The 15,335-nt window shown below is 44.9% G+C and carries 14 protein-coding genes; 1 reads left to right on the top strand and 13 read right to left on the bottom strand.

Going from position 1 to position 15,335, the window contains the following annotated elements; translation table 11 throughout:
* Positions 1–205 precede the first annotated feature (205 nt).
* Positions 206–1,246 carry a recombinase RecA gene (recA, locus tag FTW16_RS07740; RefSeq protein ID WP_017056586.1) on the bottom strand — a complete coding sequence of 347 codons (1,041 nt, stop codon included), beginning with the start codon at positions 1,244–1,246 and terminating at the stop codon, positions 206–208.
* Positions 1,247–1,385: 139 nt separating this feature from the next.
* Positions 1,386–1,880 (bottom strand): nicotinamide-nucleotide amidase, encoded by a 495-nt coding sequence (pncC, locus tag FTW16_RS07735; RefSeq protein ID WP_146490671.1) that lies wholly within the window; start codon positions 1,878–1,880, stop codon positions 1,386–1,388.
* Between the two features lie 124 nt (positions 1,881–2,004).
* On the opposite strand from pncC, the gene mutS reads away from it, so the two are divergent.
* Positions 2,005–4,566 (top strand): DNA mismatch repair protein MutS, encoded by a 2,562-nt coding sequence (gene mutS, locus FTW16_RS07730; RefSeq protein ID WP_146490609.1) that lies wholly within the window; start codon positions 2,005–2,007, stop codon positions 4,564–4,566.
* Positions 4,567–4,705: 139 nt separating this feature from the next.
* Here mutS and rpoS read toward each other — a convergent pair whose 3' ends face one another.
* From rpoS to mazG, 11 genes are all read right to left on the bottom strand, one after another.
* Positions 4,706–5,686 (bottom strand): RNA polymerase sigma factor RpoS, encoded by a 981-nt coding sequence (gene rpoS, locus FTW16_RS07725; protein WP_146490608.1) that lies wholly within the window; start codon positions 5,684–5,686, stop codon positions 4,706–4,708.
* 98 nt (positions 5,687–5,784) lie between these two features.
* A complete protein-coding gene (nlpD, locus tag FTW16_RS07720) occupies positions 5,785–6,699 on the bottom strand; it encodes a murein hydrolase activator NlpD (RefSeq protein WP_050620526.1) in 915 nt (304 codons plus the stop codon).
* A 34-nt stretch (positions 6,700–6,733) separates the two neighbouring features.
* A complete protein-coding gene (locus FTW16_RS07715) occupies positions 6,734–7,360 on the bottom strand; it encodes a protein-L-isoaspartate(D-aspartate) O-methyltransferase (protein WP_146490607.1) in 627 nt (208 codons plus the stop codon).
* Complete coding sequence (gene surE, locus FTW16_RS07710; RefSeq protein ID WP_086711985.1) at positions 7,361–8,104, bottom strand: 5'/3'-nucleotidase SurE; 744 nt, start codon at positions 8,102–8,104, stop codon at positions 7,361–7,363.
* An 81-nt stretch (positions 8,105–8,185) separates the two neighbouring features.
* Entirely contained in the window at positions 8,186–9,232 is a 1,047-nt protein-coding gene (truD, locus tag FTW16_RS07705) for a tRNA pseudouridine(13) synthase TruD (RefSeq protein WP_146490606.1), read from the bottom strand.
* Between the two features lie 22 nt (positions 9,233–9,254).
* The gene (gene ispF, locus FTW16_RS07700) at positions 9,255–9,734 is read right to left on the bottom strand and encodes a 2-C-methyl-D-erythritol 2,4-cyclodiphosphate synthase (RefSeq protein WP_086711987.1); all 480 of its coding nucleotides are present in this window, start codon (positions 9,732–9,734) and stop codon (positions 9,255–9,257) included.
* A 2-nt stretch (positions 9,735–9,736) separates the two neighbouring features.
* The gene (ispD, locus tag FTW16_RS07695; RefSeq protein ID WP_146490605.1) at positions 9,737–10,438 is read right to left on the bottom strand and encodes a 2-C-methyl-D-erythritol 4-phosphate cytidylyltransferase; all 702 of its coding nucleotides are present in this window, start codon (positions 10,436–10,438) and stop codon (positions 9,737–9,739) included.
* Positions 10,438–10,719, bottom strand: a complete 282-nt coding sequence (gene ftsB / locus FTW16_RS07690; protein ID WP_010435786.1) for a cell division protein FtsB — start codon at positions 10,717–10,719, stop codon at positions 10,438–10,440. Before ftsB ends, ispD begins: the two co-directional genes overlap by 1 nt.
* Positions 10,720–11,343: 624 nt before the next feature.
* Positions 11,344–12,642, bottom strand: a complete 1,299-nt coding sequence (gene eno / locus FTW16_RS07685) for a phosphopyruvate hydratase (RefSeq protein ID WP_017059033.1) — start codon at positions 12,640–12,642, stop codon at positions 11,344–11,346.
* Positions 12,643–12,723: 81 nt separating this feature from the next.
* The gene (locus FTW16_RS07680; RefSeq protein ID WP_017063214.1) at positions 12,724–14,364 is read right to left on the bottom strand and encodes a CTP synthase; all 1,641 of its coding nucleotides are present in this window, start codon (positions 14,362–14,364) and stop codon (positions 12,724–12,726) included.
* Between the two features lie 150 nt (positions 14,365–14,514).
* Entirely contained in the window at positions 14,515–15,312 is a 798-nt protein-coding gene (gene mazG / locus FTW16_RS07675; RefSeq protein ID WP_146490604.1) for a nucleoside triphosphate pyrophosphohydrolase, read from the bottom strand.
* Positions 15,313–15,335: the final 23 nt, after the last annotated feature.

The raw sequence follows: 15,335 nt of genomic DNA, 5'->3' as shown, positions 1-15,335 counted from the left end.
AGAATATTCCACTATATCTAGCCGCGGAAAAGCAGAACTAAATTGACGACCTAGTAACTAAGAAACTCACTCAACGAAAGAGAGTTGACCAAAGACATGCTCTACGGAGCTGAATCAATAAAAAAGCCCCGCATAAAATATGCGAGGCTTTAAATTCTTTCAAAGCAGATGCTTCTTTCAAACATCTACTCTGTAAAACGTCAGCTTATAGCTCTTCGTTTTCTTCTTCTTTCTCTACGTCTTTCTCTTCAAGAACAGCAGGAGTCAGTAGCAATTCACGAAGCTTAGTATCGATCTCTAGAGCAACCTCTGGGTTTTCACGCAGGTATTTACCAGCGTTAGCTTTACCTTGGCCGATCTTGTCGCCCTTGTAGCTGTACCAAGCGCCCGCTTTTTCTACCAGCTTGTTCTTAACGCCTAAATCGATAAGCTCACCTTCACGGTTGAAGCCTTTGCCATATAGGATTTGAGTTTCAGCTTGTTTAAACGGTGCAGCAATCTTGTTCTTAACAACCTTGATACGGGTTTCGTTACCAACAACCTCATCACCATCTTTGATCGCACCAGTACGGCGGATATCAAGACGAACAGATGCGTAGAACTTAAGCGCGTTACCACCAGTTGTTGTTTCTGGGTTACCGAACATCACACCAATTTTCATACGGATTTGGTTGATGAAGATAGCCATACAGTTAGACTGCTTTAGGTTACCCGTCAGCTTACGCATCGCTTGAGAAAGCATACGAGCCTGAAGACCCATGTGGCTGTCGCCCATTTCGCCTTCGATTTCTGCTTTTGGTGTTAGTGCTGCAACTGAGTCAATAACAAGAACGTCGATTGCACCTGAACGAGCCAGTGCATCACAGATTTCAAGCGCTTGCTCACCAGTATCTGGTTGAGAAACAAGAAGTGCATCGATATCAACACCAAGCTTTTGAGCATAGATAGGGTCTAGTGCGTGTTCCGCATCAACGAATGCACACGTTTTGCCCACTTTCTGTGCTGCAGCAATAAGCTCAAGCGTTAGCGTTGTTTTACCTGATGATTCTGGACCGTAAACTTCTACGATACGTCCCATCGGTAGGCCACCAGCACCTAGTGCGATATCTAGAGATAGAGAACCTGTAGAAATAGTTTCTACGTCCATTGTGCGGTTATCACCAAGACGCATGATAGAACCTTTACCAAATTGCTTTTCAATCTGACCAAGGGCTGCGGCTAACGCTTTTTGTTTATTCTCGTCCATTTCTATCTCCACATAATCGGTTGTCTCAACAAGCGATCTAGAATCTATTTCTAACCCACATAGGGGTGACTAATTGACTTTCATTATACTGTTGATTCATACAGTGTCTATACCTGTATGAAAATAATTTGTGCAAATGTTACTTACCTTCCATTGATAGGTAATCATAAATAACTTGCAGGGCATGGTGCGTAGCTTGTTGGCGTACTTGTGATCTGTCGCCTGTAAATACATGCGTTTCTACTTTATCCCAGCCATTTAGCGCTTTCCACGCGAAGCATACCGTACCAACAGGCTTATCTTCGGTCGCGCCACCTGGGCCAGCAATGCCACTGATTGATACAGAGAGCGTCCCATTTGAATGTTGCAATGCCCCGCTCGCCATTTCTATTACGACAGGCTCACTCACAGCGCCGAACTCAATTAAGGTTTTAAGCTGTACACCTATCATCTCTTGCTTGGCTTCATTGCTGTACGTAACAAAAGCGCGATCAAACCACCCAGAGCTGCCCGCAATATCGGTGACTGCACTCGCAACACCTCCGCCAGTACAAGATTCAGCCGTCACTAACACTTGTTTGTGTTTAGCGAGTAAATGTCCAAGCTGTTCACTAAGGTCTTGAGTCATCTGCATCATCAACTTCCCTTTATTTACTGTCATATCATTTGGATTCGCATCTTTTCGCATCAGCCGCTTTTCGCACGAAACGCTTTCACGTATCCTAAGCCGCAATAGAAATAAACGAAAGAAGTTAACTGTGAAAGCCGATCAAAAACATACTCCCATGATGCAGCAGTACCTAAAACTGAAAGCAGAAAACCCAGAAATTCTGCTGTTCTACCGCATGGGCGATTTCTACGAGCTTTTCTATGATGATGCTAAAAAAGCTTCTCAACTCCTCGATATTTCACTGACTAAACGTGGCTCATCAAATGGTGAGCCTATTCCTATGGCGGGTGTTCCTTACCATGCCGTTGAAGGGTACCTTGCAAAGTTAGTACAACTTGGTGAATCCGTAGCAATTTGTGAACAGATTGGTAATCCAGCACTTTCAAAAGGCCCTGTTGAGCGTGCTGTTGTACGTATCGTTACACCCGGTACCGTGACCGATGAAGCATTACTTTCTGAGCGCGTTGATAACCTAATTGCAGCCATTTACCACCACAACGGTAAATTTGGTTACGCGACACTTGATATTACCTCCGGTCGATTCCAACTTTGCGAACCAGAAACGGAAGAAGCAATGGCAGCAGAACTGCAGAGAACCTCACCACGTGAGCTACTGTTCCCTGAAGATTTCGAGCCAGTAAATCTAATGGCAAGCCGTAATGGCAATCGCCGTCGCCCTGTATGGGAATTTGAATTAGACACTGCTAAGCAGCAATTAAATAAGCAATTTGGTACTCGTGATCTGGTAGGCTTTGGCGTAGAAAGCGCAAAACTGGGTCTATGTGCGGCTGGTTGTTTGATCCAATACGTAAAAGATACTCAACGTACAGCCCTTCCACATATCCGTTCACTGACGATGGATAAACAAGATCACTCTGTGATCCTCGATGCAGCGACTCGCCGCAATCTAGAGATCACGCAAAATCTTGGTGGTGGTACTGATAACACCCTTGCCGAAGTACTTGATCACACCGCAACAGCAATGGGTAGCCGTATGCTTAAGCGTTGGTTACATCAACCAATGCGCAATATCTCTGCGCTCGATCAGCGCCTAGATGCGATTGGTGAGATGAAAGATTTGGCTCTATTCACAGAGCTACAGCCAACCTTAAAGCAAATTGGTGATATCGAGCGTATTCTTGCTCGTCTTGCACTTCGTTCTGCTCGCCCTCGCGATATGGCACGACTTCGCCAAGCAATGGAATACTTGCCAGAGCTTGCTGAAACGCTAACGCAACTTAAGCACCCGTACCTAACTCAACTTGCTCAATATGCTTCTCCTGTGGACGAAGTTTCTGAACTACTCGAGCGAGCGATCAAAGAGAACCCACCGGTGGTTATCCGTGACGGTGGTGTGATCGCAGAAGGCTATAATACCGAGCTAGATGAATGGCGTGACCTTGCAGCAGGTGCAACTGAGTTTCTGGATAAGCTTGAGCAAGAAGAGCGTGAACGTCATGGTATCGACACTCTAAAAGTTGGTTACAACAACGTACACGGTTTCTTCATTCAAGTGAGCCGCGGACAAAGCCACCTAGTGCCGCCACATTATGTTCGCCGTCAAACGCTGAAAAACGCTGAGCGTTACATCATTCCCGAGCTAAAAGAGCACGAAGACAAAGTGCTTAACTCTAAGTCGAAAGCACTCGCTATCGAGAAACAGCTGTGGGAAGAGTTGTTTGACTTACTACTGCCGTATCTAGAGCGCCTACAAAACATCGCCTCTTCAGTATCTCAGCTTGATGTTCTACAAAACTTGGCTGAGCGTGCAGATACGCTGGATTACTGTCGTCCAACCATGACAGAAGCTGCAGGTGTGCAGATCCAAGCAGGTCGTCACCCTGTTGTTGAACAAGTGATGGACGAACCCTTTATTGCTAACCCTATCGACCTTAATGATCAACGTAAGATGCTGATCATCACAGGTCCAAATATGGGTGGTAAATCGACCTATATGCGCCAAACGGCACTCATCGCATTGATGGCTCATATCGGTTGTTATGTTCCTGCAGAAAGCGCGACCATCGGCTCTATCGACCGTATCTTTACGCGTATTGGCGCATCGGATGATCTGGCTTCTGGCCGTTCAACCTTCATGGTTGAGATGACAGAAACTGCCAATATCCTGCATAACGCAACACCAAACAGCCTTGTGCTAATGGATGAAATCGGTCGTGGTACCAGTACTTACGATGGTTTGTCATTAGCTTGGGCAAGTGCAGAATGGTTAGCTAATCAAATCAACGCGATGACACTGTTTGCAACGCATTACTTTGAGCTAACCGAGTTACCAAACCAACTTCCAACGCTAGCAAACGTACACCTAGATGCGGTTGAGCATGGTGACAGCATTGCCTTTATGCACGCAGTTCAAGAAGGTGCAGCAAGTAAATCTTACGGCCTAGCGGTTGCAGGATTGGCTGGTGTACCAAAAGCGGTGATCAAGAACGCTCGCGCGAAGCTAACACAGCTCGAAGCATTGAGTCTTGAGTCTCCGACATCGAAGCCAAGCGGCGTTGATATTGCAAACCAACTAAGTCTGATCCCTGAACCAAGCGAAGTAGAACAAGCACTTGCGAATGTTGATCCTGATGATCTAACTCCTCGCCAAGCATTAGAAGAACTTTACCGCTTGAAGAAGCTGCTTTAGTTTCTTACCAAGTAGTTTGTTCTTGCCGTACTGCTATTTTGATTAGACGGTATGAAATACCAAAGCCACAAACAAAAAACGCTGACTTAAAGTCAGCGTTTTTATTTTTCTTCTATTTAGAGAAGCATCATCCGTTCAATTAGTCGTTTTCTACGTTGAACAGGTTTTCCATATTCAGACCTTGCTTGATAAGAATCTCACGCAGACGGCGAAGACCTTCAACTTGGATTTGACGAACACGTTCACGAGTCAGGCTGATTTCGCGGCCCACCTCTTCTAATGTTGACGGTTCATAACCCAAAAGTCCAAATCGACGCGCAAGCACCTCTTTCTGTTTCGGGTTCAGCTCATCAAGCCAGAAAATTAACGAGTTCTTGATATCGCTATCTTGAGTTGAAACCTCAGGATCTGAATTATTGATGTCTGGAATAATATCCAACAGCGCTTTCTCACCGTCACCACCAATTGGCGTATCAACAGAGCTCACTCGTTCGTTTAGACGAAGCATCTTGCTCACATCACCAACAGGTTTATCTAGCTTAGAAGCAATTTCTTCTGCCGTTGGTTCATGGTCAAGCTTTTGTGATAGCTCTCTTGCAGTACGTAGGTAGATGTTCAGCTCTTTCACAACATGGATTGGCAAACGGATAGTGCGAGTCTGATTCATTAACGCACGTTCAATGGTTTGACGAATCCACCATGTCGCGTAAGTTGAGAAGCGGAAGCCACGCTCTGGATCAAACTTCTCTACGGCGCGAATCAAACCTAGGTTGCCTTCTTCGATTAGATCGAGAAGTGCAAGGCCACGGTTGCTATAACGACGTGAAATTTTTACCACTAAACGCAGGTTACTTTCGATCATGCGTTTACGTGCTGCTTCATCACCGCGTAGAGCTCGACGTGCGTATAGCACTTCTTCTTCTGCGGTTAGTAGTGGTGAGAAACCAATTTCGCCTAAGTAGAGTTGAGTGGCATCTAAACTTTTAGACGTAACTTCAACTTCTTCTTTTGCTTCGGTTTTCTTAGTAGCTGTTCGTTTTGCTTTTCCAAGAGCTTCCGGTTCCGTGGTTGCTTGGTCAAGATCGAACTCTTCTTTGGTTACTGCATTGCTTATACTCATAACGCCTCCCCCTGGCGAAATTAGCATGACATTACAACTTCATATGTCGCTAAATGACTATGTCACTCCATACAATACGTAATTTTTGCATATTGTATTTAAGGTAAATATCGTTTTGGATTAACAGATTTACCTTGGTAACGAATCTCAAAGTGCAGCCTAACACTGCTGGCTCCAGAGCTTCCCATTGTTGCAATCTTCTGCCCTGGTTTCACACTTTGCCCTTCAGATACTAATAGTCGGTCGTTATGCGCGTATGCACTTAAGTAATTATCATTGTGCTTCACAATCACTAGATTGCCGTAGCCTCGTAATGCATTACCCGAATAAACAACCGTTCCCCCTGCAGTAGATACTATTGGCTGACCTCGCTGTCCTGCTATGTCTATGCCTTTATTTCCTTGTTCGCCTACAGAGAAATTCTTGATTACTCTCCCTTTAGTTGGCCATAACCATTTGGATACTTTATCACTTGTTGGTTTGGTGGACGGTGTAACATTCTGTTTACCTTTAGACCCAACATACTCCTTTGATTTGGATTGTTCAACCTTCTTTGGTGGATCTTTTTTCACCACTTTGGTGGTAGTTTGAGCTGGAGCCGGTTTAGAGTTTTTGCTCTTTTGTGGTGTGGTTTTCGGTTTACTTGCCGCAGATGACGTTGTGGATGCGGCGACAGGCGCTGCAACTGCTGCTGCCGCTACCGTTGACTTACCATACGCTGGCGCATTATAGCTAGGACGCCACAACTTAAGCTTCTGCCCTGGGTGGATAGTGTAAGGAGCAGACAACTTGTTATAACCGATGAGGTCTTTAACGTCTTTATTGGTGACATAAGCAATGAAGTAAAGGGTGTCGCCTTTTTTAACTTCATAGTAACTGCCACGATAACTACCACGATCAATCGATGAGTAATTCTTGTTTAGGCTTGAAACGGGCGCAGGCGAATTCGCTGCACACCCAACAAGGGCACAGCTAAGCAGTAAAGTACTTCCTTTTAACAACTTCGAACGCATCGACTCTCTATCCACCTACACCATTAGTCTTTTATTAAGCTAGCTCACCAGGAACAAGAGGTACAAATCTCACCATCTCGATAACACTCGATAAAAACTCATCGCCGTGTCGAACGATCTTCAATAGTTGCTGTTCGTCATCACCAACTGGAATCAGTAAACGACCACCATCTTTCAGCTGTTGCAGAAGCGCTTGAGGAATCGACTCTGCAGCGGCGGTGACAATAATCGCATCAAAAGGGGCTTTTGAAGACCAACCTTGCCAACCATCACCGTGTTTAGTTGAGATATTGTAGAAATCGAGTTGCTTCAACCTACGTTTTGCATCCCATTGTAGCGACTTTATTCTTTCAACCGAATAAACATGATCAACAAGTTGAGCCAATACCGCAGTTTGGTAACCAGAACCCGTTCCGATCTCCAAGACACAGCTATCTTGTTGTAATTCAAGTAGCTCTGTCATTTTAGCAACAATGTACGGCTGTGAGATTGTCTGACCCTGACCGATAGGCAGCGCATTATTATCATAGGCTTGGTGATACATCGCCTGTGATAAAAAACTCTCTCTCGGCAGTTGGTAGATCGCATCAAGAACCTTTTGATCCTGAATACCATTTTCAATCAGAAAAGTAATTAAACGCTCAGCTTGCGGATTACTCACTTACTTCTCCCCTAACCATGTTGCCATCGCACCCAGCGACTCATGCGCCGTTAGATCAACTTGTAACGGTGTTACCGATACAAAACCATGCTCAATCGCGTAAAAATCGGTACCTTCACCGGCATCTTGCTCTTTGCCCGGAGGGCCTAGCCAATAGATATCGTGACCACGCGGGTCTTTTTGCTTGATCATATCTTCAGCGTGATGACGAGCACCTAGGCGTGTCACCTGAGTACCTGACAGTTGTTCTAAGGCTAAATCAGGAACGTTCACGTTCAACAAACGATTGGTCGGGATTGGGTTTGCTAAATGTTGTTCGACAATACGACGAGCAATCGTTGCCGCTGTCTTAAAATGTTTTTTTCCCACCAGAGAAAACGCTACCGATTGAACGCCTAGAAAGTGCCCTTCCATTGCTGCTGCTACCGTGCCTGAATAAAGCACGTCATCACCAAGGTTAGCACCGTGATTAATACCCGTTAACACCAGATCCGGCATATCATTCTTTAGCAGTTCGTTTAACGCAAAATGCACACAGTCAGTCGGTGTTCCTTGTACCGAATAGGTATTTTCAGCAATCTCTTGAACACGCAGAGGCTGTTCTAAAGTTAATGAATTTGACGCACCCGAGCGATTACGGTCAGGGGCAACAATGATAACTTCAGCAAGATCACGTAGCTCATTTGCCAGCTCATGAATACCTTGAGCGTGCACACCATCATCATTGCTGAGTAAAATCTTCATCTTGTATCCTTTCTTTTGTTTCCATGCTAAGCCAAGTCACTTAAATTCCAATATCAAGTGACCCAGCTCCAAGCAGAATCGTTATTGCTCGTAGGTTCTCTCTACGTGTACTTCTTCAACCAACTCACGAACGATAGCGGTTGCGAAACAACCTGCGTCTAGAGAGAACTTAAGAGTGACATTATCTTCGTTCACTTCCCAAGTTAGACCCGTTGGTTTTAACGATGCTTCACGACGGTCATGGCGCATGCGGTTACCGCGAATCAGCGCCATTAGGTCAGGTTCAGAATCAAGATGTTTTTGCTCTAACGCTTGAGACTCATTTGTTGTTGGTAAGGCATTATCACCAGCCAAAGCAACAGTAACCAATGCTGCGCCATTCGCGATGTCTTGGTTTACTGCTTCAATATTGTCCGCTGTTACCGCTAGTTGAGCGCCGTCTTTCATGACAATATCGCCAACCAATGCCGATGCAAACGCATCTTGCTCAATACGGTCTGACAGGATCAGGTTGTAAATCCACGAGCGAGCCGAAGAAAGGTACAAGCTGCGCTTATTCTGGTTACGAGTACGAACGTTATCACGGCCCCAACGACGAGCTTCAGATAAGTTGTTACCTTCATTACCAAAACGCTGAGCACCGAAATAATTTGGCACGCCGACTTGAGCGACTTTTTCCAAACGTTTTACGACATCATCACAATCTGTTACTTCAGACAAAGTCAGCTCGAATTGGTTGCCAACTAAATCACCCGGACGTAACTTTTTGTTGTGACGTGCTGTCGCCAAGATCTCAATGCTTGGGTACTGTGCTAAAAAAGCTGAAAAGTCAGGCTCACCTTTTGGTAGGTGTACACTCAACCACTGCTCAGTAACCGCGTGACGGTCTTTTAAACCTGCCCAGCTCACGTCCTTCGACTTAACACCGCAAGCTTTAGCCAGCTCGTTTGCCACGAAGCTCGTGTTTTCACCAGTTTTACGAATACGAACCATTAGGTGCTCGCCTTCACCAGTAAACTCAAAACCCAAGTCTTCATTAACGACAAAGTGTTCGGCTTTTGCTTTTAGTTTTGCTTTCGCAGTTGGTTTACCGTTTAGATAAGCCAATGAAGATAAAATATCTGACATGCTGTTCTTTTCGTGTTGGTGCTTACGCACTTTTAGTAATTAGGACCACCGCTTCACATGCGATGCCCTCTTTGCGACCTGTAAAACCTAAACGCTCAGTGGTCGTCGCTTTTACATTCACATTGCTAATGCTGGTTTCTAAGTCTTGAGAAATAGCTTGGCACATAGAGTCTATATGAGGCGCCATCTTTGGAGCTTGCGCCATGATAGTAATATCAGCATTACCAATCACGTAACCTTGCTCTTTTACTCGACGATAAACATCTTTCAGCAGTTCACGGCTATCTGCACCTTTCCATTCGTCGTCAGTATCTGGGAAATGACGACCAATATCACCCGCAGCAATCGCACCTAATAAAGCGTCACACAACGCATGAAGGGCAACATCACCGTCTGAGTGTGCAATAAGACCTTGCTCGTAAGGGATGCTTACACCACCAATAATTACTGGGCCTTCACCACCAAACTTATGTACATCAAAGCCATGGCCAATACGAATCATCATTATTCCTTATTCTGACTTAAATAGAACTCAGCAAGCGCTAAATCTTCAGGCTGAGTAATCTTAAAATTATCTGAGCGCCCTGCCACTATAGCGGGCGATAAACCTTTCCATTCGAAGGCTGAGGCTTCATCAGTAATCGAAGCGCCTTGGTGCAACGCCTCACTTAATGCATTCCACAGAGGCTTTGCTCTGAACATTTGCGGCGTAAGAGCATGCCATAAATCGGCTCGCTCAACGGTATGCTCGATCTGCCCCTGGGAACCTCGCTTCATGGTGTCACGAACTGGAGCCGCTAAAATAGCGCCCACATCATGGCTCATCGCACCAGAAATTAGCTTGTCGATATCACTTAGCTGAACACAAGGCCTTGCCGCATCGTGAACCATTACCCAATCACCAAGTTGCTGCTCAGCGATATAGTTTAGCGCAGAGAGCACAGAGTCCGCTCGCTCGCTTCCGCCAGACACTCTGATCACTTGTGGATTCTGATTGAGTGCTAGTTCAGGGTAGTATGGGTCATCATCGCTGATCGCAACGACAATTTGAGCGACTTGTGGGTGAGACAGTAATTTCTCGAGGGTGTGCTCTAAAATCGTTTTGCCGTGAATTTTAAGATATTGCTTAGGGCGATCAGCCCTCATTCGGCTACCGACGCCTGCTGCAGGTACAACGGCAATCACGCTTTGAAGTTGAGTCGACATTAATGGGATTCCTCACCAATGATGCGATAAAACGTTTCGCCTTCTTTGACCATACCAAGCTCATGACGTGCGCGTTCTTCTATCGCGTCTAAGCCTTGGCGTAGATCGTCAATTTCAGCAAACATTTCTGCATTTCGAATATGTAGCTTTTCGTTTACTTGTTGTTGAACTTGGATTTCGTTGTTCACACCGTAGTAATCAGAGATACCATTTTTACCGAGCCACAGTGTGTGTTGTAGCCAGCCAAACACTATGAGCAGTACTAAAGCAAAAATTCGCATAACACCTTTCGCCGGTTGAAAAAGAAGGAACTAGAATAAGGCACATATATACCATAATGAGCTTATTGGTGCGAGATATGCGGTGTCAGGGAATTAAGAAGTCAGGGAATTATTGGACAGAATAGTGAGTGGTAACAATGAAGTTCCCTACTCCTTTCTTCGTTAGTCTAGGGAATGACGAACTTTCGGTATCAAAAAGATAGCTTTAGAGCCTAGAGGTTCTTCACCTCACTTTTTTACAGGCAAAAAAAACGCCCTACCGAAGTAGAGCGTTTCAAAAGCTTTAAGCTAATAATTCAAAGTGAATTATTGACCTTTAACTTCTTTAAGGCCGCTTTCGTTGTAAAAAGGAGGAGTTTTAGAATCTAGGTCCTCTTTGCCTCACTTTCCTACAGACAAAAAAATGCCCCGCATCAGCGAGGCATTTAAAGCTTAGGTTAATAATTCCTGTGGTTTAAAAACCAGAGAGATTATTGACCTTCAACTTCTTTAAGACCGCTTTCGTTGTAAAAAGGAGGAGCTTTAGAACCTAGAGCTTATTTCTACCATTTTTTTACAAACATAAAAAAACGCCCTACCGAAGTAGAGCGTTTCAAAAGCTTTAAGTTAACAATTCGCTAGGAATTATTGACCTTTAACTTCTTTAAGACCGTTGTAAGGAGCTTTAGAACCTAGAGCTTCTTCGATACGGATAAGTTGGTTGTACTTAGCAACACGGTCAGAACGGCTCATAGAACCAGTTTTGATTTGACCTGCAGCTGTACCTACCGCTAGATCAGCGATAGTTGCATCTTCAGTTTCGCCAGAACGGTGAGAGATTACTGCAGTGTAGCCAGCGTCTTTAGCCATCTTGATAGCAGCTAGAGTCTCTGTTAGAGAACCGATTTGGTTGAACTTGATAAGGATAGAGTTAGCTACGCCTTTCTCGATACCTTCAGCAAGAATCTTAGTGTTTGTAACGAACAGATCGTCACCAACGATTTGAAGCTTGTCGCCTAGAAGTTCAGTTTGGTGCTTGAAACCATCCCAATCTGACTCGTCAAGACCGTCTTCGATAGAAACGATTGGGAAGTTGTTCGCTAGCTCAGCTAGGTAGTGGTTGAACTCTTCAGAAGTGAAAGTTTTACCTTCGCCCTTCATGTTGTAGATGCCAGCTTCTTTGTCGAAGAACTCAGATGCTGCACAGTCCATAGCAAGAGTAACGTCTTTACCTAGTTCGTAACCAGCAGCTGCAACAGCTTCTGCGATAACTTCTAGAGCTTCAGCGTTAGACTTAAGGTTAGGAGCGAAACCACCTTCATCACCAACTGCAGTGCTGTAGCCTTTAGACTTAAGAACTTTAGCTAGGTTGTGGAATACTTCAGCGCCGATACGTAGACCTTCTTTAAGAGTCTTAGCGCCAACTGGTTGGATCATGAACTCTTGGATGTCAACGTTGTTATCTGCGTGCTCACCACCGTTGATGATGTTCATCATTGGTAGAGGCATAGAGAACTGACCAGCAGTACCGTTTAGCTCAGCGATGTGCTCGTATAGAGGCATGCCTTTCGCAGCAGCAGCAGCTTTTGCGTTAGCTAGAGATACAGCTAGGATAGCGTTCGCGCCGAACTTAGACTTGTTATCAGTACCGTCTAGGTCAAGCATGATTTGGTCAACGTCAGCTTGTGCTTTAGCGTCAGTACCAACTAGAGCTTCAGCGATTGGGCCGTTTACAGCTTCAATAGCTTTAAGAACACCTTTACCTAGGAAACGTGATTTGTCGCCGTCACGTAGCTCAAGAGCTTCGCGAGAACCAGTAGATGCGCCAGATGGAGCAGCAGCCATACCTACGAAACCGCCTTCTAGGTGTACTTCAGCTTCTACAGTTGGGTTACCACGTGAATCGATGATTTCACGACCTAGAACTTTAACGATCTTAGACATTGAATGTTTCCTTCTCGTTGAATATATAAATGTCAAATTTAAAGGTAGCAGCACAACTTACGCAGCTACCTGTATTCCTTTTTACTTTTCTAACTCGCCGCGCTGGAACTCACCAGCCGCTTTAACGAAACCTGCAAACAATGGGTGACCATCGCGAGGTGTTGAAGTGAACTCTGGGTGGAATTGAGCAGCAACGAACCATGGGTGGTTCGGGTTCTCAATGACTTCAACCAGTTTCTTGTCCGCAGATAGACCCGATACTTTTAGGCCAGCTTTTTCGATTTGTGGACGAAGATTGTTGTTCACTTCGTAACGATGACGGTGACGTTCATGGATCGTCGCGCTACCGTATAATTCGTAAGCTTTCGTCCCTTTAGCTAGGTGACAAAGCTGTGAACCAAGACGCATTGTGCCGCCAAGGTCAGATGTTTCTGTACGCTCTTCAACTTTACCTTCGCCATCAGTCCACTCAGTGATAAGACCAACAACTGGGTACTTAGTTTCAGTACAGAATTCAGAAGAGTGTGCCCCTTCCATTTTCGCAACGTTACGAGCGTACTCGATAAGTGCTACTTGCATACCTAGACAGATACCTAAGTACGGTACTTTGTTTTCACGAGCGTATTGAGCAGCAAGAATCTTACCTTCAACACCACGGTCACCAAAGCCACCAGGAACTAGGATTGCATCTAGGCCTTCTAAAACTTCTACGCCACGAGACTCAACGTCTTGTGAATCTACGTATTTAATATTAACGCTTAGGCGGTTTTTCAAGCCTGCGTGTTTTAGTGCTTCATTTACTGATTTGTATGCATCTGGTAGTTCAATGTACTTACCAACCATACCAATCGTCACTTCACCCGTTGGGTTAGCTTCTTCGTAAATTACTTGTTCCCATTCAGACAGGTCTGCTTCTGGAGCTGTAATGCCGAAACGCTTACATACAAGTTCATCAGTGCCTTGAGCTTTAATAAGCTGAGGGATCTTGTAGATAGAGTCAACATCGCGCATAGAAATAACTGCATTTTCTTGCACATTACAGAACAGAGCAATTTTCTTACGCTCATTCGAAGGAATGTTGCGGTCTGAACGACAAACTAGGATGTCTGGCTGAATACCAATAGACAGCAACTCTTTTACAGAGTGTTGCGTTGGCTTAGTTTTAACTTCGCCCGCAGCTGCTAGGTATGGCACTAGAGTAAGGTGCATGAACATTGCGCGTTCACGGCCTAGTTCTACTGCTAGCTGACGAATCGCTTCCATGAATGGTAGAGATTCGATATCACCAACCGTACCACCAACTTCAACGATCGCGATATCGTGGCCAGCTGCGCCAGAAATTACACGCTCTTTGATAGAGTTAGTGATGTGTGGGATAACCTGAATAGTTGCACCTAGGTAATCACCGCGACGCTCTTTCGCGAGTACGTCTGAGTAAACACGACCTGCAGTGAAGTTGTTACGCTTAGTCATCTTGGTGCGAATGAATCGCTCATAGTGACCAAGGTCAAGGTCAGTTTCAGCGCCATCTTCCGTAACGAACACTTCACCGTGCTGAGTCGGGCTCATAGTGCCTGGATCAACGTTGATGTAAGGGTCAAGCTTCATCATAGTCACTTTAAGACCACGAGCTTCTAAAATAGCCGCAAGAGATGCTGCAGCAATACCTTTACCTAGAGAGGATACAACCCCGCCAGTAACAAAAATGTAATTTGTCGTCATGTTTAACCTGAAATTGGTTGAATGAGGGAAATGGACTACTTCTGGACGGGATGAAAATATACCAGAAGCCCCTTATCGCCACAACGTGAAATCTATCACACTGCTATTTTTTATTTTTTGCTTCAAATCAATTCATGATAAAAGCTTTGGTTATCTTTTCTCCGCCACTTTGACTTCATCCCACATGGAATCAAGCTGTTGTAGTGAAAAGTCGTTCAAAATTTTATCCTGCTGACGAACTTTTTGTTCCACCCCTTTAAAACGACGTGAGAACTTCAAATTGGCTTTATTGAGCGCCGACTCTGGATTTTTACCTAAATGTCGCACCAAATTGACCGTCGCAAACAGCAAGTCACCTAACTCTTCTTCAACCAAATCTTCATTAGGCGTCACTTGAAGAGCTTCCTCTAGCACCTCATCGACTTCCTCTAAAACCTTATTAGCCACTGGGCCAATAGAGTCCCAATCGAAGCCATACTTCGCTACCTGTTTTTGAATCTTTGTAGCACGTGAAAGCGCGGGTAGAGAGTTTGGTATTGAGTCTAGAATACTTTCTGGAGTTTTGCCTGCTTGCGCTTTTTCTTTGGCTTTTTCGGCTTCCCAATTGGCATTAATCTCTTCATCACTCGCAAACTCGGTATCAGAGAACACATGTGGATGGCGGCGCGTTAGCTTCTCATTGATGCCATCAACCACATCAGAAAACTCAAATAGCCCCTGCTCTTTCGCTAGCTGGCTGTAGAAAATCACCTGAAACAACAGATCACCTAACTCTTCTTGTAGGTTTGGCCAATCTTTATTATGAATCGCATCCACCACCTCGTAGGTTTCTTCGATAGTATGCGGAACAATGGTTTCAAAATTTTGTTTCAAATCCCAAGGACAGCCACCTTCTGGATCGCGCAGCTTAGTCATAATCTGTTCAAGTTGTTCAATCGGGTGATTCATCTTTTCTTCCTATTCACTGTCTT

The sequence above is a fragment of the Vibrio sp. T20 genome (genome assembly GCF_007858795.1).
GTDB classification, from domain to species: domain Bacteria; phylum Pseudomonadota; class Gammaproteobacteria; order Enterobacterales; family Vibrionaceae; genus Vibrio; species Vibrio satsumensis.
The sequence above is the reverse complement of the archived record's forward strand: the minus strand, read 5'-3'. Positions and strand labels throughout refer to the sequence as shown.

Coding starts and splice junctions, on each gene's coding strand:
- eno (WP_017059033.1), bottom strand. CDS start 12,642: ATGTCTAAGATCGTTAAAGTTCTAGGTCGTGAAATCATCGATTCACGT.
- surE (WP_086711985.1), bottom strand. CDS start 8,104: ATGAAGATTTTACTCAGCAATGATGATGGTGTGCACGCTCAAGGTATT.
- pncC (WP_146490671.1), bottom strand. CDS start 1,880: ATGCAGATGACTCAAGACCTTAGTGAACAGCTTGGACATTTACTCGCT.
- FTW16_RS07680 (WP_017063214.1), bottom strand. CDS start 14,364: ATGACGACAAATTACATTTTTGTTACTGGCGGGGTTGTATCCTCTCTA.
- truD (WP_146490606.1), bottom strand. CDS start 9,232: ATGTCAGATATTTTATCTTCATTGGCTTATCTAAACGGTAAACCAACT.
- mazG (WP_146490604.1), bottom strand. CDS start 15,312: ATGAATCACCCGATTGAACAACTTGAACAGATTATGACTAAGCTGCGC.
- recA (WP_017056586.1), bottom strand. CDS start 1,246: ATGGACGAGAATAAACAAAAAGCGTTAGCCGCAGCCCTTGGTCAGATT.
- ispD (WP_146490605.1), bottom strand. CDS start 10,438: ATGTCGACTCAACTTCAAAGCGTGATTGCCGTTGTACCTGCAGCAGGC.
- ftsB (WP_010435786.1), bottom strand. CDS start 10,719: ATGCGAATTTTTGCTTTAGTACTGCTCATAGTGTTTGGCTGGCTACAA.
- ispF (WP_086711987.1), bottom strand. CDS start 9,734: ATGATTCGTATTGGCCATGGCTTTGATGTACATAAGTTTGGTGGTGAA.
- nlpD (WP_050620526.1), bottom strand. CDS start 6,699: ATGCGTTCGAAGTTGTTAAAAGGAAGTACTTTACTGCTTAGCTGTGCC.
- rpoS (WP_146490608.1), bottom strand. CDS start 5,686: ATGAGTATAAGCAATGCAGTAACCAAAGAAGAGTTCGATCTTGACCAA.